Source organism: Nocardia puris (assembly GCF_036051655.1).
GTDB lineage: Bacteria > Actinomycetota > Actinomycetes > Mycobacteriales > Mycobacteriaceae > Nocardia > Nocardia puris.
Genome location: NZ_CP107943.1, coordinates 6,447,194 through 6,471,108 on the forward strand (window position 1 = coordinate 6,447,194; position 23,915 = coordinate 6,471,108).

A 23,915-nucleotide genomic window follows, 5' to 3' on the forward strand; every position below is an offset into this window, starting at 1 on the left:
AGATAATTGAGCATTTGCCCCCGCGGGCGGGATCGCGGTGTTGTGACGTTTCCCAATCGGGGGCTAGCCTCTATGACACGTCGATGACGACATCCGGAGTTACCCGTGCGCCTGTTCGAGCGGGGGGCCGTCTGTTCCGCGATCCTGGTCGCGGGATTGGTGCTCGGTGCGTGCACCGCCGAACCGCCGCCGCAGCGGGCGGCCGGGTCCACGGAGATGCCGAATCTGGTGCCGGGTGTCGACATCCCCGCCGGGCAGATCGACCGGGCGGTGGAACGTCTGGACGAACTCGCCGAGAGCCTGCTGAGCGAGTCCGGTGTGCCGGGTATGGCGGTGGCGGTGGTGCACGACGGAAATGTGGTGTACCGCAAGGGTTTCGGGGTCCGCAACGTCGAGACGCGGGAACCGGTGGGCCCGGAGACGGTATTCCAGTTGGCGTCGGTGTCGAAGTCGCTCGCGGCGACGGTGGTGGCGCGGCAGGTGACGGCGGGCACCGTCGCGTGGGATACGCCCGTGCGGGAGCGGTTGCCGTGGTTCGAGCTGGGCGAGCCGTACGTGAGCGACCACGTGACCGTCGGCGATCTGTTCTCGCACCGCTCCGGACTGCCCGACCACGCCGGTGACCTTCTCGAAGACCTCGGATTCGACCGGGGTGAAGTGCTGCGGCGGTTGCGGCTGCTGCCGCTGGACCCGTTCCGGGATTCCTACGCCTACACCAACTTCGGGCTCACCGCCGCCGCCGAGGCGGTCGCGGCGGCGAGCGGGATGGACTGGGAGGCGCTGTCGGAGCAGACCCTCTACGAACCGCTCGGCATGGCGGCCACCAGTTCGCGCTACGCCGATTTCCGGTCCCGCGCCAACCGCGCCGACGGGCACCACCTCGTGGACGGTGCGTACCGGGTGACCGACCCGCCGCGCGACCCTGACGCCCAGACCCCGGCAGGTGGGGTGAGCTCGTCGGTCGACGACGTCGCCGCCTGGATGCGGCTCATCCTCGCCGACGGCGCCCTCGACGGACGCGAATTCGTCGCACCGGACGCGCTGCTGCCCGCGGTGACGCCGCAGGCGGTGTCGCAGCCCGCCCAGCAGCCCGACGCCCGGTCCGGCTTCTACGGATTCGGGTTCAATGTGAGCGATTCCGGGGCGGGACGGGTGATGCTGAGCCACTCCGGCGGCTTCGACCTCGGCGCCGCGACGGCGTTCGCGCTGATCCCGTCGGTGAACGTCGGCATCGTGACGCTCACCAACGGGCCGCCGATCGGTGTGCCCGAAACGCTCAACGCCGAGTTCGCCGATCTCGTCCAGTTCGGGGACATCCGCCAGGATTGGCGCGCCCTCTACGAGCAGGCGTTCGCGCCGATGGGAGCGCCGCTCGGCGACCTGGCGGGCCGGTCTCCACCCACCGATCCCGCGCCGGCGCGACCGCTCGCGGAGTACGCGGGGACGTTCGGCAACGACTACTACGGACCGGCCGTGGTCGCCGTCGCCGGTACTGAGCTCACGCTCACGCTCGGGCCGCGGAACATGGAGTTTCCGTTGCGGCACTGGGACGGTGACACTTTCGTGTTCACCCCGTCCGGTGAGAACGCCACCGCCGGAACGGTCTCGCGGGCGACGTTCGACGGTGACCGGTTGATCCTCGAGTACTACGACGCCGACGGACTCGGCACGTTCACGCGCGCGCCCGGGTGATCAGGCGCCGTGCCGCCTGCGGCGCGCGTCCTCGGCGATGAGCCGTAGGCAGGTCTCGTGTTCGGTCTCCCCCGGATACTTCTCGTGGCGCAGTCGCAGCATCGCCTGCGCCACATCGATGCCCAGCACGCTCGACAGCCGCACGGCATCGACTTTCGCCATCTCAATTCCTCCGTTGTATTCCGGGTTACCGCGGTGATCCGACCTTGACGTACCCGAACGATAGGCGGCCGAACCCTCGCAGATACTGCCCGTTGCCGAACCGCGACCTGCGCCCGCCCCCGCGAAACGCCCCCGCACGACCGATTCCCGCACACACACCTACGTGCCTGACCAGGTGGTAAGGAAGGTCACCACCCGAGCCGGTCCCCCTTTGCTAGCCTCGGAGTCAAGGCCCCTGACGGGCCTCCGGACGAGGGATCAGTACCCGGACAGCGACAAGACTGGCCAGGAGGTCGGTCATGGCGTGGATCGTGCTGCTCGTCGCGGGTGTGCTGGAGGCCGTGTGGGCCACCGCGCTCGCCGAATCCCGCGGGTTCCGCCGCATCGTTCCCACCGTCGTTTTCGCCGTCGCGCTGGCCGCGAGTTTGGGCGGTCTGGCGTATGCGATGCGCAGCCTGCCCACCGGCACCGCGTATGCGGTGTGGGTCGGCGTGGGTGCGGTGCTGACCGCGCTGTGGGCGGTGGTGACCGGCAAGGAACGCATGAATGTCGCCCGTGCGGTGCTGCTGGCCGGGTTGGTCGGCTGCGTCGCGGGCCTGAAGGTGGTGAGCTGACATGGGTTGGCCGATTCTGGTTCTCAGTGCGGTGTTCGAGGCGGTCTGGGCGACCGCGCTCGGCGAATCGCACGGATTCACCCGCCCGGTGCCCACCGTGGTGTTCGCGGTCGCGTTGGCGCTCAGCATGATCGGGCTCGCCGTCGCCACCCGCCGCATCCCGATCGGCGTCGCGTACGCGGTGTGGATCGGGATCGGCGCGGCGCTCACCGTCGGGTTCGCGATGGTGACCGGTGCGGAGGCCGCGACCGTGGGCAAGGTGACGTTCCTCGTCGGGATCGTCGGGTGTGTGATCGGGTTGAAGTTCGCGAAGGCGCCCGCGGGGCACGCTCGTTCCGGGGAAGTCGACCGGAATCTCGCGTCGCCCGTGCGCATGCGGTGATCCGCGTATGCGGTGACCGACCTGGGGTCCGACGAACTCGCGTCCGCGACGGCGCCACACCGGCGGGCGCACGGGGTGTCCCGCGCAATTCGGCGCGGGTGATCCAGTCGGAGCGTGTGCTCACGGTCTTCTCCAGTTCGTGGGAGGGGATGATTCGGTGTCGCGGGCCGCGAGAACCACCCGGATGTACACCGCATCCGAGCGACCGGCCGGCAAAGGGCACCGAGGCGGCGCCGTATACGGCGACCGCCTTCCCTCAACGCGGGAGGGAGACGGTGCCGTGCGCACGGGCGCGCCACTCACTGGGGAAATGCCGGACGGCGAGGTTTCACTCGCCCAACCTGAACCGGGTCAGAACGGGTTCCGGGACGTGAGGATGGTGCCACTCGGGGCCGCGGCCACTACCGCAATCATCAACTCACCTCCACTTCCCTGCCGATCCATCGAAGACGACCCACGGTAACACCCGCCCCAGACCGAGAACCACACCGCTGTGCGCAGCCTCATACGACACCATGGAGGGATGGGCCGGGTTCGGATAGGCACGTCTGGCTGGGTGTATCCGCGATGGCGCGGCGACTTCTACCCGAAGGGGCTGCGCCAACGCGACGAGCTCGGCTATCTCGCCGAGCGTCTGGACACCGTCGAGATCAACGCGTCGTTCTATGCGCTCGGCCGGCCCGACACCTACCGCAAGTGGTCGGAGATGACGCCCGACGGGTTCGTGTTCGCGGTGAAGGGGAGCCGCTTCATCACGCACCGCAAACGGTTGCGCGACAGCGAGACCGCGCTCGCGAACTTTCTCGCGGCGGGCGTCCTGGCGGTGGACGAACTCGGGCCGATCCTGTGGCAGTTGCCCGCCACCCAGGCGTTCGACGCGGACCGGCTCGACGCGTTCTGCGCGCTGCTGCCACGAACCACCGGCGAGGCCGCGCGAATCGCCCGTGGGCACGACGACCGGGTGAAATCGGCGTGGACCGACTGCGCGACCGATCGGCCGATGCGGCACGCGCTCGAGGCGCGGCACCCGGGGTTCGACGCCCCCGAGGCGGTGCGACTGCTGCGCGAGCACGAGGTGGCATTGGTCGTCGCCGACACCGCGGGCGAGTATCCGCGGTTCGAGCACGCCACGGCCGGCTTCACCTACGTGCGGCTGCACGGGCACGAGGAGTTGTACCGGGGCGGATACGACGACGCCCGGCTCGACGCGTGGGCGCGGAAGATTCGCGGGTGGGCGCGGGACGGTGACGTGTACGTGTACTTCGACAACGACGCGGACGGGCGCGCGCCGTTCGACGCGATGGTGCTGCGGGACAAAGTGGGGTGACGACAGCGAATGGCGAGGTGCGCGCGCCGTTCGACGCAATGGCGCTGCGGCACAACGTCGGGTGAGGGCAGCGAGTGCCTGGGTGCGCGAGCTGCGTTCACGCAGTCGATGCGGGATTGCCCGGGATGCCGCTGTGGCTGGACAAGGGATCCGGGGGACGGACGTGGTGATGCCGACCGGTGTTGCACGGCGCTCTATCCGCAGAGCTACGGCATCCGGGGATGCCGACGGGACTCGAACCCGCGACTCCGTGTCCGATAACCGATCCGCTCCGGCCCGCCCACACCCGGATCACTTGCGGGGCCCACGGTAATGCAGGGCGGTGGTCGGCGCACGGGGTTTTCGCAAGGGTGCCAGGGGGTCGCTCCGGCGTGGGGTGCGGTCGTAGGCGGCCCGGTCATCCCGTCGCCGTGGGGTGGTCGTGGACGACCGGCCATCGCGTCACCGTGGGTGCGGTCGTGGACGGACCGAGCGACGCACGTTGCCGCACGACGGCATCGGGTGCTCGGCGAATCGAGTCGCGAACGAGTCCCTTTCGGTGCGGGAAACCGCGAGGGCATCGGGGCCGGGCGGGCACACTGGAGGCCGTGTCCGACTCTGGAGCGAATGTTGGTGTGGCCGTGCAGGTAGCGGTGTGCGGACCGCGCGAGTGCGGACCGGTGGAGGTATCCGACGCGCGCGAGGTCGGACGGTTGCTGGCGAAGGCCGGCGCGACCGTGCTGTGCGGTGGCGGCACCGGGGTGATGGCGGCCGTCGCGGCGGGCGCGTCGGGGGCGGGCGGACTGGTGATCGGCGTGCGGCCCGACACCGACCGCGCCGCCGCCTGCCCCGGCCTCTCCGCCGTGCTGTACACGAACATGGGCGAGGCGCGCAACGCGATCCTGGTGCGCTCCGCCGACGCGGTGATCGTGATCGGCGGGTCCTGGGGCACCCTCTCCGAACTCGCCCTCGCCCACCATCGCGGGGACGTCCCCGTCGTGTCGCTGCGCGGGTGGAGCGTCGTCGACGACGCGGGGCGACCCGTATCCGCGGGACTGGTCGCGAACGATCCGGAACACGCCGTGCACCTGGCCCTCGCCGGAATCGGCTGACTGCCAGCGGGGACACACGCCGGCCGGAACCGAAGTGCTGTGGGACCCGACCGTCTCGAGGACCGCGCGCCAGCCCTGACCCACTCATGTCCCCGCGCCGGGCCGACTCGTGCAAGCCGAACGGCCCTGGGCTGTTCCGGGCGCGCGGATCCGACACCCAGACCGGCGCGGGCGCGTGGCGGGTGTTCAGCCCGCCCACACAGCTCGATGTTTCGCGGAACCTCCCCTACCGGAAGCTCGCGCGGGAGAGGTTCCAGCTCTGCCAGGTGTCTTCGGGCTGGCCAGCGCGGATGCTCTGCTCGATCTCGGTGCGCATCGAGGCCGGGAGGCGGGAGAGGGCGGGGGCCGAGTCGGAGGTCAGGGTGCCCAGGTAGTGGGTGTCGAGGCGTTTGCCGTCGAGCCAGCGGTCGATATTGCGGTCGGCGACAACGCGTTCGGGGTTCAGGATCGACAGGGCCAGCAGAGTCGCCAGGGCGGTGCCGACGGCGGCGCGGGGCAGCCAGGCGCGGCGCAACCGCAGGACGGCGGCGAACACCAGCACGTAGACCAGGCCCAGCCACAGTTCGAACACCTCCACCAGCAGGCGCATCACCGTGAACCCGTAGGCCTGCTGGTAGGTCCACATGCGCCCGAGCGCGGAGGCGACCAGCACCAGCGACAGTGCGGTCACGGCACCCAGCAGCCCGCGCAACCAGGTGCGGTCGCGCGCGGAATCCTGGGCGCCCCAGCGCAGGACCGCGAGAATCAGGGCCAGCGCGAGCATCGTGACGATGGACAGCTGCCAGAAACCGCTGCGCGCGTATTCGGCGTAGGTGAGGTTCGCGGTGCGCTGCACGTAGTCGTCCCCGCCGAACAGGGCGGCGAACTGGGCGACGACGAACGCCGCGAACAAGGCCGTCAGCGCGCCCACCGGCGGCGCCCACTCCGAGACCCGCAGCGCCCGACGCGACCGCGACGTTTTCGCCCCGGCCGCCGGGGGCGGTCCGGCGATCAGATACGAGCAGGACAGGCAGCCGAGCACGACGATGCCGCCGACCACCAGCCACCGGAACACCACCTCCCCGCCGATCTCCGGGGACAGCCGGTTGAGCAGTGCGCCGAAGGTCGCGTCGGCGCTGCCCAGCAGCGGCGCGAACACGGCGACTACCGCGACGGTCGCCAACGCCGTCAGCCCCACCCGGCGGGTGCGTGCCGCGCGGGTGCTGCCCTGTTTGCGCACGCCCTCCCACGCCCACGGCCACACCGTCAGAGTCTCGAGCGGGACGGCGAGCAGGTCATAGACGATGCCGTGCGCCGACCGGCGCGGCACGATGGCCAGCGACCCCGCCAGCGCCGCCCCGATCAGGCACAGGGCGAACAACCAGCCCGCCGCCCGGAACGTGCCCACCGCCAGCAATGCCAGCGCCGTCGCCGCCCACCAGACGCGCGGCGAACGCCACCTCTGCCCGCCGGAATCGCGGGCTCGGGCGGACTTCCGCGCGCGCCGGTCGACTTCGAACACGGCCGCCGTGATCGCGATCCCCGCCAGCAGCCAGCCGATGCCCGGCCGGTCCCACGGCAGCACGAGCGCACCGACCACCCCCGCCACAAGCGCGCCCGGCAGCGCGGCGGCCGGATAGGCGACGCGCCGCCAGCGCGGCACGTAAGTCGGGGCCGGGAATGGTGCGTCCTTGCGCAACGAGACCTTCCCCGCGGTCGCGACGCCTTCTGCCGCGCCAGGGCCCTTACTGGGCTTGTCCGAGTCCGTCGCGCGGGATTCGCCAGCGGGAGACTTCGCGCCGGTCGGTCCGACGACGGTGTTGCCCGCCCCTGTGGAAGCGCCCTTCTCCTCCGCGCTCTCCCCGGATGTGGGTGAACTCGCACCCAGCACGGGATCGGCCCCGAGGTTCCCGGCGCCGCCGTGCGAGTTCGCGGAGCCGCCACCCGATCGTCCGGTGGCGCGGGCACTTTCGCCGACTCCTTCGCCGGGGGCTTGCGCGCCGCCGTGTGCTTCGCCTGTCCGCGCCGTGTCCTCCACCGCATCGGATGTGCCCGCACCCCTCGAAACGGGCACATCTTCCGGCGTCTCGGGGCGGGTCGGGTCGCCGGACGGCACCGGCCCCTCGGCGCCTCCGCTGTCCGTCGAAGGCTTCTCGGCGCCAGCCGCCTCCGACGCGCGGCTCGATTCCCCCGCGTCCGAGCCGCCGTCGGATTGCTCCGGCGTTGCCAGTGCGCGGACCGGTTTGCCGTCGCGCGGGTTTTCCGAGGTCGATGGACCCATGGTTCCCTCCGGAGGGTGTGCGTGATCGACCGGGCTCCCGAGGTGGGGGCCGGTGGGATGCGGAGTGGTTGCTGTCGGGGAGGTTCAGCGGTCCGGGAGGACCACCCTGATGCGGGAGCCGGGGTCGGCCACGGCGATGGAACCGCCGTGCAGGTCGACGACCCAGCGGGAGATGGCCAGGCCGAGGCCGGTGCCGCCGCCGTCGGCGCGCCCGCCGCGCGTGAAGCGGTCGAAGACGCGGGCGCGTTCGGCGACCGGGATGCCGGGACCGTCGTCGTGCACCTCGATCACCAGCTCCGCGGGACGCGCCTCGGCGGTCATCCGCACCTCGCCGCCGGCCGGGCCGTGGCGGGCGGCGTTGTCCAGCAGGTTGATCAGCACCTGATGCAACCGTGCGCGGTCTGCGAACACGTGCGCGTCGCCGGGACGCACGTCCGTGCGGAACCGCACGCCCCGTCCCAGCGCGGCCGTCATCACCTCGGCCTCGGCGACCACCTCGTGCAGCAGCGGCGCCACCTCGAACTCCTCGCGGTCCAGCCGCAGCGCGCCCGCCTCGATGCTGGACAGGTCGAGCAGCTCCGACACCAGCCTGCTCAGCCGTTCGGTCTGCGCGAGCGCGGTGCGCAGCGTGCCGGGGTCGGGCTGGGAGACCCCGTCGACCAGGTTCTCCAGCACCGCGTGCAACGCCGTGACGGGCGTGCGCAGCTCGTGCGACACGTTGGCGATGAGGTCGCGGCGCTGCCGGTCGGCGGCGGCCAGGTCGGCGGCCATCTGGTTGAACGCCTCCGCCAGCTGGCCCACCTCGTCGCGGGAGCTGGCCCGCACCCGGCGCGAATAGTCGCCCTGGGCCATGCGTTTGGCGGCGGCCGTCATCTCCCGCAGCGGCCTGGTGATGCCGTGCGCGAGGAACTGCGAGGTCACCAGCGCGATCACGAGCGCGGCCAGGGTGGTGCGCGGCGGCAGCCAGCCGATGCGGAACCCGAAGAACCCGAACGCGACCGCCCCCGACGACACCATGAGAATCGCCAGCTTCAGTTTGATCGAGCGCACCGGATCGAGCGGTCGCGGCAACAGTTCGGCGATCCGGTCGGTGACGGCCGTCAGTCTCGCCTTCCGCGGCGCGAGCTCAGTCATGTCCGCACCTCGCCCGCACTCGGCTCCGGCCCACGCGGCGCGCGCCCGCCCATGATTTCGCTCATCGCGCCTCCAAGGCGTAGCCGACACCGTGCACCGTGCGGATCAGGTCGGCACCGAGCTTGCGGCGCAACGCCTTCACGTGACTGTCGACCGCGCGGGTGCCCGCCGCGTCCGCCCAGTCCCACACGTCTTCGAGCAGCCGTTCGCGCGCCAGTACCGCCCGGGGCCTGCGCGCCAGGCGGACCAGCAGATCGAATTCGAGCGGGGTGAGCCGGGCCTCGTCGGCGCCCCGCCACACGCGGCGTTCGTCCAGGTCGATGCGCAGGTCCCCGACGACGATCGCCGCGTCCGGGCGGTCGCTCGCCCGCTCCACGCGCCGCAGCAGCGCGTGCACGCGGGCGGCCAGCACCCGCATCGAGAACGGCTTCGTGAGGTAGTCGTCGGCGCCGACGCCCAGGCCGACGAGCTGGTCGGTCTCGTCGGTGCGGGCGGTGAGCATCAGCACCGGCAGCGCCCGCCCGGACTGGATGCGGCGGCACACCTCGAATCCGTCGAACCCGGGCAGCATCACGTCGAGCACCACGAGGTCGGGTTCGTTCGCCTCGACCGCCGCCACGGCCCCCGGCCCGTCGTGCGCGAGGTCGACCGCGTACCCCTCGGCCCGCAACCGCGCCGCCACCGATTCGGCGATGGTCACCTCGTCGTCCACGACGAGCACTCGCCGTGTCCGCTCACCCGCCCCGCTGTTGTCCATGACCGGAACCCTAGCCACCCACTGTGGAGAGATCCCGCGCCAATTGTGGAGATTCCGTGGGGGACGGTGACGCCGACACCGATGGCCGCGCGGTGTTCGTGTCGAATTACGGTGCGCTCGTAGGCCGGAGCGCGGCGAGAACGTCTACGCCCCGGTCGCGCGGCCGCGAGACGGTCACGTGGAGTGCGGTAGCCGGAGCGGCCCCGCCCGGAGAGCCGGGCGGGGCCGAACCTGCGTCGCGATTACGCCACCGGCCGGGGTTCGTGGTCGATCCCGGCGTGCTCCGCACCGCGCCGGAACCGCAGCAGCCGCAGCGCGTTCGCGACGACGAGCAGCGTCGACCCCTCGTGGATGAACACGGCCGGGCCGATGGGCAGACCCATGAGGGTGGCGGGGACCAGGATCGCGACGATCAGCAACGAGAACGCGAGATTCTGGCGGATGACGCGCGCCGTGCGCCTGCTCAGCGCCACCGCGAACGGCAGGCGGCCGATATCGTCCACCATGAGCGCCACGTCGGCCGTCTCCAGCGCCACCGCCGAACCGCCCGCGCCCATCGCGATACCCACCGACGAATTCACCATGGCGGGTGCGTCGTTCACGCCGTCGCCCACCATGGCGGTGCCGTCGCGGCCGCCGAGCCGGCCGATCATGCGCACCTTGTCCTCGGGCAGCAGCCCGCCGTGCGCGGCGTCCAGGCCCATGCCGGCGGCCACGGCGTCGGCCACGCGCTGGTGGTCGCCGGAGATCAGGACGATGTCCTCGATGCCCAGCTCGCGCAGCCGCGCCACCACCGGCGCCGCTTCGGCGCGCGGGGTGTCCATCACGCCGACCACGCCGAGGTAGACCCCGCCCTGGCGCACGATCATGATGGTGCGCCCGGCCGCGTGCAGGTCGTCGGCGACGCGCGCCACCTCGGCGGGCACACCGTCGGTCTCCAGTTCGGCGAACAGGGTGAGGTTGCCGATCTCGGTGGCGTGCCCGTCGACCAGCGCGGTCACGCCGCGACCGGTCACCGAGTGCACCGCCGACGCGTCACGCGCGGTGCCGACCAGCGGCGCGAGGTCGCGGGTGAGGGCGGTGGCCAGCGGGTGGTCGCTGTAGGACTCGACGGCGTGCAGGGTGTCGATGAGGTCGGCGCGCCGTTCCGGACGCAGCGCCACGATATCGGTGACGCGCGGCTGCCCCCAGGTGAGCGTGCCGGTCTTGTCGAACGCCATCGACCGCACCCGCCCCAGCGTCTCCAGCGGCCCGCCGCCCTTGGCCAGCACCCCGGCCTGCGCGGCCCGCGCGACACCGGCCAGCACCGCACTGGGCGTCGCGATCGCCAGCGCGCACGGGCTCGCGGCGACCAGCACCACCATCGCGCGGTAGAAGCTGTCGGCGAACGGCTCGCTCAGCGCGAGCACACCGAACCCGAGCACGGCGGCGACACCGGCCAGCACGGCGGGCACGTAGAACAGCTGGAAGCGGTCGATGAACCGCTGCGTCGGCGACTTCTGGGTGTCGGCCTCGCGGACCATGGTGATGACGCGCGCCAGCATGCTGTCCGACGCCCGGCGGGTGACCAGCACGTCCAGCGCGCCCGACCCGTTCACGGTGCCCGCGAACACCCGGTGCTCCTCGGGCACCGCCCGCCCGTCCACCGCCGCGCCCGCCATGGGCGCCTTCGCCACGGGAATGCTCTCGCCGGTGACCGAGGATTCGTCGATGGCGCTCTCGCCCGCGACGACGATGCCGTCGGCCGCCGGACGCGCGTGGGGCAGCACCACGATCACATCGCCCACGGCGAGCTCGTCGACATCGACCTCGCGCACCTCCCCGTCGTCGCCGCGCACCAGCGCCGTGCGGGGCGTGAGCTCGGCCAGCGACTCGATCGAGCGCTTGGCCCGCCCCATCGCGTATTCCTCCAGCGCGTGGCCGAGGCTGAACAGGAACAGCAGCACCGAACCCTCGGCCCACTTCCCCACCGCCGCCGCGCCGACCGCCGCCACCAGCATGAGGAAGTCGACCTCGAACCGCCCGCGCCGCACCGTCTCCACCGCCGTGCGCACGGTGAAGTATCCGCCGAAGAAGTAGGTCGCGGCGAAGAACACCAGCGGCACCCACGACGGCGCCGACAGCAGATATTCCGCCACCATGCCCGCGGCGTAGGTGACACCGGCCGCGAGCGCGAAGATCAGCTCGCCGCGTTCCCCGAGGAGCGAGTGCCCGTGCGCGTGGCCGGGCTCGTGCGTGGTCCCTGTCATACCAGCATCATATGCATAGATGGCTATGTTTGCATAGCTCTGTCATCCCGCCGTCCCCTGCGGGCAACATCGCCGCAATCGATCCGCCCTAGCGTGGCGAAGGTCCCCAGAAAGGAGACCCGCCCGTGGACACCACCGGCCTACCCCGCTCCTTCGGCGCGCACCTGCCCGAGTGGGTGCTCGAGGAGATCGCCGCCACCCCCGCCACACTGCGCACCGACGCCGACCGCATGGCCCTCGTGCACCGCCTCGCCGCGCGCAATCCCTTGGAGGGGTCGGGCGGCCCGTTCGCGGCGCTGGTCGTGGACAGCGACACGGGCGCACTCGTCTCCGCCGGGGTGAACCTGGTGCTGGCCAGCGGATTGTCCGTCGCGCACGCCGAGGTGACGGCGCTGTCGCTGGCGCAGGCCCGGGTGGGCGGATGGGATCTCGGCGCGGCGGGCGCGCCCCGGCGGGAACTCGTCGTCAACTGGCGACCCTGCGCGCAGTGCTACGGCGCGGTGCTGTGGTCGGGCATCCGGCGGCTCGTCATCGCGGGCGAAGGCCCCGAACTGGAGCAGCTCACCGGCTTCGACGAGGGACCCATGCGCGAGGACTGGGCCGAACAGTTGCGGCTGCGCGGCGTGGAGGTCGTCACCGGGGTGCGGCGGGCCGAGGCGCTCGAGGTGTTCGCCGAGTACGGACGGATGACGGTGGAACGCGGGCTGACCGTGTACAACGCGCGAGGGGCGGGGTAAGTCGGCGGACGACGAGAGGGTCGCGTCCCGTTTCGGCGGATCGCCGGGTGGGAACACCTACATCAGTGACGTTCGGCACGCCGGTCATGCCGTCCTGTGCGAGTGACCGCTCGGAACGGATGGGTGCCACATCGAGACCGCGTCGCCATCCGATCGTGCCCCGAACGCGACGCCCACGTGACCACTCCGTGTATCCCGCAACCCGGCGATTCCTCCGAATCACCTGCGGCAGTGGATGATCCACGAGCACAGGCGCCCCGATCGGGTCGCCCGTTGCAGCTCGACATCACTCGCCGCGATCTCCGTCTGCCCGCATCGGCACCCTGCGTACCCTGACTCAGCCGATCGGAGTTTGCCGACGCGATGCTGGCAGCGGTCGGGCCAAGGAGGCGCCATGAGCACCCTGTCTCCCGACGGCTTGCGGACCGGATTCACCGGCACCGTATTCACCCCAGAGGATCCCGGCTACGACGACGCCCGCGTTGTCTACAACGCCATGGTCGACCGCCGCCCCGCGGTGATCGCCCAGTGCGCCACCCCCGACGACGTGCGCGCCGCCCTCGCCCACGCCCGGCGCGAAGGGCTCGAGGTCGCGGTGCGCGGCGGCGGCCACAGCGTCACCGGCGCCTGCCTCAGCGACGGCGGACTGGTCGTCGACCTGCGGCGCATGAACCGCGTGACCGTCGACCCCGCCGCCCGCACCGCCGTCGCCGAGGGCGGCGCGACGTGGGCCGATTTCGACCGCGCCTGCCAGCCCCACGCACTCGCCACCACCGGCGGCCGGGTCTCGACCACCGGCGTGGCCGGACTCACCCTGGGCGGCGGCTCGGGCTGGTTCGAACGCCGCTTCGGCCTGGCGTGCGACAACCTCGCCTCCGTCGACCTCCTCACCGCCGACGGCGACGCGATCACCGCGAGCGCGACCAGCCACCCCGACCTGTTCTGGGCCCTGCACGGCGGGGGCGGCAACTTCGGCGTCGCCACCCGGCTCACGTTCCGCTTGCATCCGCTGCCGGTGTGCACACTCGCCCTGCTCCTGTGGCCCGCCGACCGCGGACCCGAAATCTCCACCGCGTACCGGGATCTGCTCGAGCGCGGCGTCCCCCTCGAGCTCGGTGGCGCCGTCGCCTACCTCACCGGGCCGCCCGAGGACTTCGTCCCCGAACCCCTGCGCGGCGAACGCGTGGTCGCCTGCATCGGGACCTACGCGGGCACCGAGGCCGAGCTGCGCGAGGTGATCGCGCCGCTGCTCGACCTCGCGCCCCCGGGCGCCATGATCGCCGAAATGCCCTACACCGACCTGCAATCCGCGCTCGACGATCCGCCGGGCAACCGCAACTACTGGTCCGGCCAGCACCTCGCGGCCCTCACCGACGACGCGCTACGCCTGTTCGACGCGCAAGGGCAGTCGATGCCGTGCCCCGGTTTCACCCAGCATCTGCTGGCACCGTGGGGCGGCGCCGTCGCCGAGAACGCCGGGTACTGGCCGCAGCCGCACCGCAGCGCGGGCTGGGTGCTGCACCCCTTCGGCATGTGGGAGGACTCCGCCGAGGACGACCGCGTCATCTCCTGGGTCCGCGACGCCACCGCCGCCATGCGGCCGTACTCGACCGGCGCGGTCTACCTCAACTTCATCGGCGACGAAGGCATGGACCGCGTCATCGCCGGCTACGGCCGCGAGAACTACGCGCGCCTGGCCGCGGTCAAGCTCGAATACGACCCGCGCAACGTCTTCCACCTGCATCACAACATCGACCCCGCCGCCGCGACGGCGCAGCCGTGAGCGCGACGCGCCGCGCGGCGTTTCCCGTCCTGCTGTTCGCGGTGCCGGCGCTCGTCGTCACGCTGCTGCCCGTGCGCGCGCAGGCGGTCACGCCCGATGTCCCGCTGGGTGGTGGATCGGGTGTCGTGTTCGGGTACCGCGCCGTCTGCACGCTCACCGCGATCGGGCACGACCGCGAGGGCAGGCTCGTCGGGCTCACCGCCGGGCACTGCACCGAAGTCGGCCAGCCCGTGCACGCCGAGCACGCCACCCACGCCGGTGTGATCGGCACCGTGGTCGCGCGCCAGCTCGCCGACGACTGGGCCGTCATCGAGTTCGACGCCGCCCGCGTCGCGCCGCGGCGGGAGGTGGCGGGCACCGTCATCACCGGCATCGGCGGGCCGCCGGAACCCGGCGACGTGGTGTGCAAGAACGGGCGCACCTCCGGCCACAGCTGCGGGGTGGTGTGGGATCGGCACGACTGGTGGTTCCGCAACCAAGTGTGTTCGCAGCCCGGCGATTCCGGCGGACCCGTCACGGTCGGTGACCGGCTCGTCGGCATGAACGTCGGCCACATCCGCGTCGACGTCCTGGGCGTCACCGTGTTCGACATCGCCTGCCAGCATCCGGCGGTGTCGGTGCACGACCCGGCGGTCGCCACCCACATCGGGCGGGTGCTCGACGCCGTCGACCGCACCGGCGGGGTGGGCGCGGGCTTCCGCCCGCTGTGACACACGTGGCCGTGAGTCCCCGGCGCTCGTAGGATGTGGCTGCGCCGCAGCCGAACCCGCAGGAGCACACCGTGGACTCGACACCCGGATACCCCTTCGCCCGCTATGTCGCGCTCGGCGACAGCCAGACCGAAGGCATCGGCGACCCCGACGGCGCGGGCGGGCACCGCGGCTGGGCCGACCGGTTCGCCGCCCTGCTCGGCGCCGGCACACCCGCGCTCGGCTACGCCAACCTCGCCATCCGGGGTAGGCGCGCCGGGCAGATTCGCGCCGAACAACTGGAACCCGCGCTGGCGTTGCGGCCCGATCTGGTCACCGTCATGGCGGGGATGAACGACATCATCCGCCCGCGTTTCGACCGGGCCGCGCTGCTGGCCGACCTGCACGCCATGTTCGCCGCGCTCACCGCGACCGGAGCGCGGGTGGTGACGTTCACCTACCCCGATATCGGCGGCGTCGCGCCGTTCGTGCGACCGCTGTCGCCGCGCGTGCGGGAGGTGAACGCCGAGATGCGCCGTCTGGCCGCCGAATACCGGCTCACGCTCGTGGATTTCGAACCGGTCGCCGCCACCACCCACCCGCTGGTCTGGTCCGAGGACCGCCTGCACCTGAGCCCGCTCGGCCACGACCTCGTCGCCCGCGCCGTCGCCGACACCCTGGGCGTGCCGGGCGCGGACGCCACCTGGCGCGACCCGCTGCCGGTGACCCGTCGCGGCGCGCGGGAGATCCTGGCGACCGAGTTCACCTGGGCCGCCAACCACATGCTGCCGTGGGTGGCGCGGCGGATTCGCGGACAGTCGTCGGGGACGGGGATCGAGCCGAAACGACCCGAATTGCGGCCCCTCGCGGCGAGTTGAGGGGGATTCGGGCGGAATTCGGGCGGTGGGGTGGGCAGTAGAGGCGCTTCATGCGGCGGCTCACTGTGACATCGCGGGCCTTGCCGACGATCCGGTAGGCACGTGTGTCGTGAGCCGCGTCGGTGAGCCGCCGAGTTCGCACCGGATGCGCGGGCGACGAGTTCGTGGACCCGCCGAAGTCGGGCCGCCGGGCAGGGCGGCCAGCGCGTCGGCGATCCGGGACTCGAATACGCCGGTCATCGGAGGCCGTCCGAGAGGGTCTGCCATCGCGCCGTGGCGGCGGACGCTACTCCGCTCGGGCGCGGAGTTCACGCGAATTACCGGCGCTCGCAGGCGGCGAGTGCCGCCGGGCGCCGAGGACGGTCCGTCAGGCATGGTTCCCAGCCGGTCTGCCGTTCAACCCGCCGCGCTCGGAGCCGGCCAGCTGTTCGCGTGCCGGTCGAGTGGAGGCCGGCCAGTCGCCTGTCCCGGGGGCGAGGGGTGTCACCGCGCGGCACACGGTCGCTCCCCTCACCGGTGACTCAGGCCCGACCCTACGACGGGCGGTAGTATGAACCGGTGCATTCACCGGCGGAGGTAGCGGCGCGTTGGCGCGGTGCCTTCGTGGGCGCGTCGTCCGGGGCGGTCAGTGTGGCGGCGCACGCGCTCGGCGGGGGTGTGGTGGCGCCCGGTGAATCGTCGGCGGCGCTGTTGATCGGGGCGTGTGCGGCGGTCGGCATGGTGGTCGGGTCACTGCGGACCCGCAACGGGCTCCTCGAGCTCATGGCGCTGCTCGCGCTCGGGCAGGCGGTCGCGCACACCGCGCTCACCCTGCCGCCCGAACACCACCACGGCACCCACGCCACCTCGGTGATGCTGCTCGCCCACCTCGCGGCCATCCCGGTCGGCGCGATTCTCATCCGTGGCGCGGAGACGGCGCTCGCGCGGATCGCCTCCAGCGTGCGGCGAGTGGTGCGCGCGCTCGCGGCGAGTGGTGCGCCGGTCGTCCCGCTTGCCGTAGCTCCCCTCGCGCCGGGCACTCGGCCCGCCGCGCGACACCTGCTTCTCAGTTCGGGGCTCGGTACCCGAGGTCCACCGGTCAGGGTGTAGTTCCTCTTCCTCCCACCGGCCGACTCTTCGACGCGAGCCAACGAATCGGCATGCGGCGCAGACTCGCACGTCGCGCACCCCAGCGCGGCGCGCAAGCAACGGCAACGGCAACGGCAACGGCAACGGACCAGCGGCGCGCAACGAACGGTCTCGCGTTCCGCGGACCGTCACGGCCGCATCGGCACAAACCACGTAGCCGAGCGCGCGGGCACCGACTCCTTCCTCGCGGCCGTGAATCGACGACGTCCGGACCGGGGCTGCCCGATGTTGCGTCTCACCGAACCAACGCGTGGTACGGGCCGACCAACGCCCGGGGCTGCGCAGCCCTAGGCCGGATCGGGTTCTCGACCGCGTCGACCGGCGGTGCACGCACAGCGGGCAAGGCGACCCGGTGTTCAGGGCCCGACGCCCACCGCCGGATCGCGACCTCACGCCCGAACGCCAGCCCCGCGCGATCCCGGACCACCCCGCGCGAATCCAGGCGGAACCCCACCCACCTGCACAACCTGAAACTGGAGCACACCATGTCTTCACCCCTCACCCGCCTCCGGCGGGCCGCGGTCGCCCTGGCCGCCACTCCCCTTCTCCTCGTGGCCTGTTCGTCCACCGACGACGCCGCCCCCACCACGGCCGCCGACGCGGTCACCATCCGGGAGCAGTGGATCAAGGCCGCCGAGAGCGACATGTCGGCGGCGTTCGGCGAGCTCGCCAACGGCGCCGATCGGGATCTCACCATCGTGTCCGCGACCAGTCCGGCGTCGGCCACCGTCGAACTGCACGAGGTCGTCACCGACGACAGCGGCGCGAAGGTGATGCGACCCAAGAAGGGCGGCTTCACGATTCCCGCCCACGGCGCGCTCGCGCTGCGGCCCGGCGCGGATCACATCATGTTCATGGGGCTCAACGGCCCGCTGCGCACGGGGTCGGAAACCCCGGTCACGCTGACCTTCGACGACGGCTCCTCGATGACGTTCACCGCCCAGGTGCGCGACTTCCCGGGCAACCAGGAGAACTACGTGCCCGACGAGGAGCACGGCGCGTCCGGCTCGGCCCCCGCGCACGGTGGCTGAGGCGAGCACGTCGCGAGGTCTGTCGCGGCGGCGTCTCCTGGGTGGGGGCGCCGCCGCGGCGGGCGCGGCCGGGCTCGGTGCGGGCACGCTCGCGCTGACCGGCCGCGACACCGCCGCCACGCCGCCCGCCCTCGCGACGGAACCCTTCTACGGCGTGCACCAGGCCGGCATCGCGACCGCGCCGCAGACCCACGCGGCGTTCGTCGGCCTGGACCTGCGCCCCGGCGTGGGCCGCGACGACCTCGCGGGCATCCTGAAGATCTGGACCGCCGACGCCGAACGTCTCACCCGCGGCGCGCCCGCCCTCGCCGATACCGAACCCGAACTGGCGCAGCGCCCGTCGCGGCTCACCGTCACCGCGGGGTTGGGGCCGGGGGCGTTCACGGCGGCCGAGCTCGAGCACCACAAGCCCGCGTGGCTGCGCCCGCTGCCGCCGTTCTCGGTGGACCGGCTCGACCCGGCGTGGAGCGATGGTGATCTGCTGCTCCAGGTGTGCGCGGAGGAGCCGACGGCGGTCGCGCACGCGGTCCGCGTGCTGTGCCGCAGCGTCGTCTCGCTCACCGCGGTGCGCTGGGTGCAGCGCGGGTTCCGGGACGCGGCGCCGGGCCGGACCCCGCGCAACCTGATGGGCCAGGTGGACGGCACGGTGAACCTGACCCCGGGCACGTCCGAATTCGACCGGCTGGTCTGGGACGACGGCGCGGCGCAACCGTGGCTGGCAGGCGGCACCTCACTGGTGCTGCGCCGGATCGCGATGACGCTGGACACGTGGGACGAGATCGACACGGATGCACGGGAATTCACCGTCGGCCGCCGGCTCGCCGACGGCGCACCGCTGGGCGGCACCCACGAGTTCGACGAACCCGATTTCGCCGCGGTGGACGCCAACGGCATCCCGGTGATCCCGCCCGGTTCGCACATCGCCCGCGCCCGCCATACCCACGACGGGGAACGGTTCCTGCGCCGCGGATACAACTACGACGACGCGCCCGCGCCGGGCACGACGTCGAATTCCGGGTTGCTGTTCACCGCGTATCAGCGGGACGTGGACGCGCAGTTCGTGCCGGTGCAGCAACGGCTGGCCGACTTCGACGCGTTGAACGTGTGGACGACGCCGATCGGGTCGTCGGTCTTCGTGATCCCGCCCGGCGTCGCGGCGCCGGGCGGCTATCTCGGGCAGACGCTGTTCGAATCCTGATCCACCCCGGGGCCGGGGGCTGTGAATCCGGCCCCGGGGCGCGATCAGGACCAGAGGGCGGCGATGAAGACGTTGACGATGCCGAGTCCGCCCGCGGCGTGCGCCATCCACGGCACATCCTTACCGCGTTTGGCGTCGGCGTGCGCCATCTCCGCGAACGCCGCGACGGCGAACGCGACGATCAGCTTCACCCCGATCTTCACCATGTTCAGGTCCTTGTCGAGCGAGCCGATCGATTCGGCCATCCCGACCAGGACCAGTCCGGTGATGATCTGCGCCCGCGCGCCCCACACCATCACCTCGTTGACCTTGGGTTGCCCGACGGCATACCCGCCGACCAGAGCGGCCATCCCCAGCAAATGCGTGACGACCACGACGTTGTAGACGAATTCCATGAACCCACACGCTAGTTGATCTCCGGCCCGTCTACTACACAACGTCGTTATTCCGACCGCAATCCCGGACCGACCACCGCGTCCGGTCACCGCTGCGGGCGCACGTCCAGAAGCTGCTCGGAGAACTCACCGAACCTGAGACTCGTTGTGCGCCACCCGCACACCGTGGTCCAGGAGAACTGGCCGCAGGCTCAGGCGGCCGCGCCGGTGACAGCGGCTACGCGGCCTGAACACGCCAGCGCCCCGGTGACCGGGGTTGGTCACCGGGGCGCCGACGCACCGCCTACGAGCCGCTGAGGCTGGACGAGCCCATGCTCAGCAGTTGCAGGATGTTCTGGATGATGTCGCATCCACCCGGCGCGCCGATCGGGAACTCGACGCACGCCGCCACCGGAGTGGCCGGGGCGGTGCCCGCGTCGGGCGCGGCGTGCGCCGTGGCCGCCGGGGTGAGCGCGAGCGCACCGGCGAACGTGGCGGCGGCGATTGATCGTTTCATCGAAACTTCCCTCTACTCTTGATTATTCGTCCGGCCCGACTACCCGGGACAGTGCCGATCACGCTATGCGGGCACCGCCCCGACCCCCAGACCCCGTTTCCACGGCCCACGGCACCGGGGGCAGCACCCGAGTGCCCACGGTGATCGCGCTCGGCGATACCGTGGGGGCATGAGGATCGTGGCCACTGTGCTGTCGTTGCCCATCGCCGACCCGCAACGATCGTTGCGCTTCTACCGTGACGGGCTCGGGCTCGAGACGCCGGGGATCGAGGAGGGGATTCTCGCGTTCGAATTGCCGAACCTCTCGCTGTTCCTCATCGCCACCGACGAATACGCCGCCTACGCGTCGCGGGCGGGCGTGCCCGGTGTCCGGCCGGTCTCGGGAGCCTGCATCATTTCGTGCGCCATCGGGACCCGGGCCGAACTCGACGACATCCTCGCCCGCGCCACCGCCGCGGGCGGTGCGGTCCCCCATCCCGCTACCGAACAGGACGGCAGCTACATGGGCTATTTCTCCGACCCCGACGGGCACGTCTGGGAACTGTCCTCCAACGCGCACACCGCGGCCGCCGCCGCGCGCTAGCGGGGTGGGCGCGCCCGCCGACCACGTGCCCGACTCCGGTCCCGGAACCACGCCCGCCACCAGGGATTTCACACCCACCACGGACGCCGGGCACCGGAGTTCGTGATTCCTCCAAAGCTTCCCCGCCGTCCCGAATGCCGCGCTTACGTTCCCTTTCGTCCGACGACAACGGCGAAAGGCAGGACAGATGACGATCACTCGGGGCGAGGCCGCGCGCACAGCCCTCGCGGCCGCGCTCGCGACCGCCGCGCTCACCGGCACCGCAGTCACCGCGAGCACCGCCCAGGCGGCACCGGCATGCAGCGACATCCATGTGGTCGCGGCGCGCGGCACCAACGAGATGGGCGGGTTCCTGAGCCGGTACAAGCTCGGCACCGTCGTCGGCAATCCCGTCTACGCCGCCATCGACGACAAACTGAACGTCCGCACCGACGCCTACCGGGTGGAGTACCCGGCGTCGCTGAACCAACCGGCATCTGTGCAGGCGGGCAACCGCGATCTGGTCGACCACGTGGTCGACCAGGCCGCGGCCTGTCCCGATCAGAAGTTCGTGCTGGTCGGCTACTCCCAGGGCGCCAACGTGGTGGTGAACTCGCTCGGGATCAGTAGCGAGGGCGCCAAGGTCGGCGGGCCGATCGTGGCCACCCTGCCCGCGTCGGTGGAGCCGCGGATCGCGGCGGTGCTGCTGTTCGGCAACCCGATCCGGGAGCTGGGCAAGCGCGTCACGGGCACCTACGCCGAGCGCACCTTCGACGTCTGCAACGACAACGATCCGGTCTGCGATCCGCGCGGTTCGAACTGGAACGTGCACCTGCAATACAAGCGCCACGCGGGCGACGCCGCGAACTTCGTCGCCGCGCGCACCTGATCCCTCGTCACGCCTTTTCGCGCACGCGGTCGGTGATCCAGGCGGCGATGCGCGCGCGATTGGTCATGCCGAGTTTGGCGAGGATGTTGCGCACATGGGTGTCGGCGGTGCGATGGGCCATGGCCAGCCGGTTCGCGATCTCCCGGTTGGTCAGGCCCAGCGCGACCAGTTCGGCCACCTCGAGTTCCCTGGCGGTGAGCGGTTCGGCCTCGGCCGCCGGGGGCTCGTCCTCCCCCAGGGCGTAGCGGCGCGCCCGGTCCAGCGACATCGCCCGGCCGGCCGCGAAGTGCTCGGCGAAGGCGGCGTCACCGAGCGCGCGCAGGTTTCCGTCGCGGCACTGGGTGTAGGGCACCACCAGGATCACCTCCGGGTCGGCGCCCAGCATCTCCCAGCAGGACGCGGCCGCACCCGACAGCCGCGCCGACCGCTCGTATTCCCCACGCAGGCAAGCGATCCAGGACAGCGATTCGATGTGGTAGGCGTCGCCGAAGCGGCTGTCGCGGCGGATCGTCGAGGCCAGGCCCTGCCGCGCCGCGCGCTCGGCGTCGTCGTGGTCGCCGCGCGCCAGATGCGTCAGGCACAGCGCGAAGAGCAGCACGTCGCGGTAGTAGGTGTCGCCGCACCGTTCGCAGTCGGCCACGGCCGCGTCCAGCACGCGCAGGCTCTCGGCGGAGTCGGTGGTGATCGTCGCCAGCGCGAGCAGGTTCGCCGCCGCCACCGCGAACCGGAGATCGCCGAGCTCCCGGAACCGGTCCATCGCCACCGCCGCGAGCTTCGCGGCGGGTGCGTTGTCGTTCACGATCTTGGCGGCGTGCGCGCCCACCGCCATGATCATCGCCTCGGTGTGCGCGTCGCCGGGGGCGAGCGCCTCTTCGGCGCGGGCCAGGCGCGCGTGCGCGTCGTCGAGGTCGGCCAGCCACAGCGAATGCCACGCCGCGACCGCCTCGGCGTACGCGCGCTCCGGGTGTTCGGGCGAGGCCGCCGCCAGCGCCCGGTCGAGCCAGGCGCGGGCGGCCCGGTTCGCGCCGCGCAACGTCCAGTACTCCGGCACCCGGCACGCCATCGACAGCGCGAGGTCCGCGCCGCCGGGCTCGCTCAGCGAATACTCCAGTCCCACAAGCAGATCCGCGTGGTCGCGGCGCAGCCGCCACACCCAGTCGAGCTGGGCGGCGCTCATCCAGCCGTCGTCGGCGGCGCGCACCACCCGGTGGAACCAATCCCGGTGACGCCGCGCCACCCCGTCCAGCTCCCCCGCCGCGCGCAGCTGTTCGAGTCCGTATTCGCGGACCGGTTCGAGCATCCGGTAGCGCAACACGGCGTCACCGTGGCGTTCCAGGAGGGACTTGTCGACCAATCCGTCGATCGTGTCGACCACCACGGCCGCGGTGTCGCCGCACAGGAACTCGGCGGAATCGAGCGCGAACGAGCCGGCGAACGCCGCCAGGCGCCGCCACACCGCGCGCTCGACCTCGGTGCACAGGTCGTAGCTCCAGTCCAGGGTCGCGCGCAGCGTCTGCTGCCTGGGCGAGCCGGTGCGGCTCGCGGCCGTCGACAGGGCCAGCTGCCCCGACCACCGCTCCAGCGCCTGGCGCGGTGACAGCGACCGCATCCGGGCGGCGGCCAATTCGATGGCCAAGGGCACGCCGTCCAGAGTCCGGCACAACCGCACCACGTCCGCGCAATTGGCCGCGGTGAGGGTGAACTCCGAGGACGCGGCCCGCGCGCGGTCCACGAACAGGCGGACCGCGTCGAAGGTCCGCGCCCGGGCGGGCGTGCCGGTCTCGTCGGCGGGGACCGGCAGCGGCGGCACCCGCACCACGTGCTCGCCCGGGACGCCGAGCGACTGCCGCGACGTCGCCAGCACCGTGACGCGCGGGCAGTCGGCCAGCACGTCGGTGACGAACTCGGCGCACGCCATCAGCACGTGCTCGCAGTTGTCCATGATCAGCAGCACGTGGCGCTCGCGCAGGTACCCGAGCACCCGTCCGGTGATCGATTCGCCCGACCGCAACCGCAGATCGAGCCGGTCGGCCACGCTGGCGGCGAGCGCCGCGCCGTCGGCGAGTTCGGCCAGCTCCACGAACACCGCCCCGCCGGGATAGGCGCGCCCGATCTCCCCGGCGACCCGCCGCGCCAGGCGCGTCTTCCCGATGCCGCCGCATCCGGTGAGCGTGACCAGTCGCCGGTCCCCGAGCAGGCGGCGCACCTCCGCGGCCTCGTCGCGGCGGCCGACATAGCTGGTCGGCTCCGCGTCGGGCAGCTCGCGTGTCATGCGCCGTGCACTCCCTTCGCTCCCCGCAACACCTACCGCCCACGGCCACCGGGCGGCCGGCGCAACGGCATCGTACTGCGCCGACATGCCCCGCCAGGGGCGAAACCGGGCGCTCGGTTCCGGCCACCGCTGCCGATGCCTACGGCACCGGCCTACGCAGAAATGCCGATACCGCCGCGGACTCGCACC

22 protein-coding genes and 1 riboswitch are annotated in these 23,915 nt (G+C 72.0%); of the genes, 14 read left to right on the top strand and 8 right to left on the bottom strand.

Annotated features, from left to right (window positions below; translation table 11 throughout):
* Positions 1-105 precede the first annotated feature (105 nt).
* Complete coding sequence (locus OHB21_RS29890; RefSeq protein WP_407675041.1) at positions 106-1,692, top strand: serine hydrolase; 1,587 nt, start codon at positions 106-108, stop codon at positions 1,690-1,692.
* Here the strand turns inward: OHB21_RS29890 and OHB21_RS29895 are convergent, their stop codons facing one another.
* Positions 1,693-1,854, bottom strand: a complete 162-nt coding sequence (locus OHB21_RS29895) for a hypothetical protein (protein WP_157115784.1) — start codon at positions 1,852-1,854, stop codon at positions 1,693-1,695.
* Positions 1,855-2,079: 225 nt separating this feature from the next.
* Positions 2,080-2,144, top strand: a riboswitch (guanidine-III (ykkC-III) riboswitch).
* Between the two features lie 9 nt (positions 2,145-2,153).
* On the opposite strand from OHB21_RS29895, the gene OHB21_RS29900 reads away from it, so the two are divergent.
* The 4 genes from OHB21_RS29900 to OHB21_RS29915 all read left to right on the top strand — a co-directional run bounded on the left by OHB21_RS29900 (position 2,154) and on the right by OHB21_RS29915 (position 5,268).
* Positions 2,154-2,468, top strand: a complete 315-nt coding sequence (locus OHB21_RS29900) for a DMT family transporter (protein WP_067501214.1) — start codon at positions 2,154-2,156, stop codon at positions 2,466-2,468.
* 1 nt (position 2,469) lies between these two features.
* Positions 2,470-2,850, top strand: coding sequence for a DMT family transporter (locus OHB21_RS29905; protein WP_067501211.1), 381 nt, complete (start codon positions 2,470-2,472; stop codon positions 2,848-2,850).
* 523 nt (positions 2,851-3,373) lie between these two features.
* Entirely contained in the window at positions 3,374-4,177 is an 804-nt protein-coding gene (locus tag OHB21_RS29910; protein ID WP_067501207.1) for a DUF72 domain-containing protein, read from the top strand.
* Between the two features lie 587 nt (positions 4,178-4,764).
* Complete coding sequence (locus OHB21_RS29915) at positions 4,765-5,268, top strand: SLOG cluster 4 domain-containing protein (protein WP_324191913.1); 504 nt, start codon at positions 4,765-4,767, stop codon at positions 5,266-5,268.
* A gap of 226 nt (positions 5,269-5,494) precedes the next feature.
* Here the strand turns inward: OHB21_RS29915 and OHB21_RS29920 are convergent, their stop codons facing one another.
* From OHB21_RS29920 to OHB21_RS29935, 4 genes are all read right to left on the bottom strand, one after another.
* Positions 5,495-7,528: a DUF4153 domain-containing protein gene (locus OHB21_RS29920; RefSeq protein WP_195124301.1), complete on the bottom strand. Its 2,034-nt coding sequence runs from the start codon at positions 7,526-7,528 to the stop codon at positions 5,495-5,497.
* 84 nt (positions 7,529-7,612) lie between these two features.
* Positions 7,613-8,662: a HAMP domain-containing sensor histidine kinase gene (locus tag OHB21_RS29925; protein ID WP_067501204.1), complete on the bottom strand. Its 1,050-nt coding sequence runs from the start codon at positions 8,660-8,662 to the stop codon at positions 7,613-7,615.
* Between the two features lie 61 nt (positions 8,663-8,723).
* Entirely contained in the window at positions 8,724-9,419 is a 696-nt protein-coding gene (locus tag OHB21_RS29930) for a response regulator transcription factor (protein WP_113975013.1), read from the bottom strand.
* A 242-nt stretch (positions 9,420-9,661) separates the two neighbouring features.
* Complete coding sequence (locus tag OHB21_RS29935) at positions 9,662-11,668, bottom strand: heavy metal translocating P-type ATPase (protein ID WP_067501201.1); 2,007 nt, start codon at positions 11,666-11,668, stop codon at positions 9,662-9,664.
* 125 nt (positions 11,669-11,793) lie between these two features.
* Between OHB21_RS29935 and OHB21_RS29940 the strand changes: the two genes are divergently transcribed.
* The 7 genes from OHB21_RS29940 to OHB21_RS29970 all read left to right on the top strand — a co-directional run bounded on the left by OHB21_RS29940 (position 11,794) and on the right by OHB21_RS29970 (position 19,112).
* Entirely contained in the window at positions 11,794-12,405 is a 612-nt protein-coding gene (locus OHB21_RS29940) for a nucleoside deaminase (protein WP_067501198.1), read from the top strand.
* 394 nt (positions 12,406-12,799) lie between these two features.
* Positions 12,800-14,188, top strand: a complete 1,389-nt coding sequence (locus OHB21_RS29945; RefSeq protein WP_067501195.1) for an FAD-binding oxidoreductase — start codon at positions 12,800-12,802, stop codon at positions 14,186-14,188.
* A complete protein-coding gene (locus OHB21_RS29950; RefSeq protein ID WP_113975014.1) occupies positions 14,185-14,898 on the top strand; it encodes a S1 family peptidase in 714 nt (237 codons plus the stop codon). Before OHB21_RS29945 ends, OHB21_RS29950 begins: the two co-directional genes overlap by 4 nt.
* A 71-nt stretch (positions 14,899-14,969) precedes the next feature.
* Positions 14,970-15,755 (top strand): SGNH/GDSL hydrolase family protein, encoded by a 786-nt coding sequence (locus OHB21_RS29955; RefSeq protein WP_067502036.1) that lies wholly within the window; start codon positions 14,970-14,972, stop codon positions 15,753-15,755.
* A gap of 558 nt (positions 15,756-16,313) precedes the next feature.
* Positions 16,314-16,844 (top strand): hypothetical protein, encoded by a 531-nt coding sequence (locus tag OHB21_RS29960; RefSeq protein WP_067501190.1) that lies wholly within the window; start codon positions 16,314-16,316, stop codon positions 16,842-16,844.
* A 524-nt stretch (positions 16,845-17,368) separates the two neighbouring features.
* Positions 17,369-17,914, top strand: coding sequence for a copper chaperone PCu(A)C (locus tag OHB21_RS29965; protein WP_067501184.1), 546 nt, complete (start codon positions 17,369-17,371; stop codon positions 17,912-17,914).
* Positions 17,907-19,112 (top strand): Dyp-type peroxidase, encoded by a 1,206-nt coding sequence (locus tag OHB21_RS29970; RefSeq protein ID WP_113975015.1) that lies wholly within the window; start codon positions 17,907-17,909, stop codon positions 19,110-19,112. Before OHB21_RS29965 ends, OHB21_RS29970 begins: the two co-directional genes overlap by 8 nt.
* A gap of 44 nt (positions 19,113-19,156) precedes the next feature.
* Here the strand turns inward: OHB21_RS29970 and OHB21_RS29975 are convergent, their stop codons facing one another.
* Together OHB21_RS29975 and OHB21_RS29980 are read right to left on the bottom strand one after the other, a co-directional pair.
* Entirely contained in the window at positions 19,157-19,507 is a 351-nt protein-coding gene (locus tag OHB21_RS29975) for a hypothetical protein (RefSeq protein ID WP_195124302.1), read from the bottom strand.
* Positions 19,508-19,790: 283 nt separating this feature from the next.
* On the bottom strand, positions 19,791-20,003 hold the full coding sequence (locus OHB21_RS29980; RefSeq protein WP_067501170.1) for a hypothetical protein: 213 nt from the start codon (positions 20,001-20,003) through the stop codon (positions 19,791-19,793).
* Positions 20,004-20,172: 169 nt separating this feature from the next.
* Between OHB21_RS29980 and OHB21_RS29985 the strand changes: the two genes are divergently transcribed.
* Positions 20,173-20,586 carry a VOC family protein gene (locus OHB21_RS29985; protein ID WP_067501167.1) on the top strand — a complete coding sequence of 138 codons (414 nt, stop codon included), beginning with the start codon at positions 20,173-20,175 and terminating at the stop codon, positions 20,584-20,586.
* Positions 20,587-20,773: 187 nt separating this feature from the next.
* Entirely contained in the window at positions 20,774-21,454 is a 681-nt protein-coding gene (locus OHB21_RS29990; protein WP_195124303.1) for a cutinase family protein, read from the top strand.
* A 7-nt stretch (positions 21,455-21,461) separates the two neighbouring features.
* On the opposite strand, the gene OHB21_RS29995 is transcribed toward OHB21_RS29990, so the two are convergent.
* On the bottom strand, positions 21,462-23,726 hold the full coding sequence (locus OHB21_RS29995) for an ATP-binding protein (RefSeq protein ID WP_067501161.1): 2,265 nt from the start codon (positions 23,724-23,726) through the stop codon (positions 21,462-21,464).
* Positions 23,727-23,915: the final 189 nt, after the last annotated feature.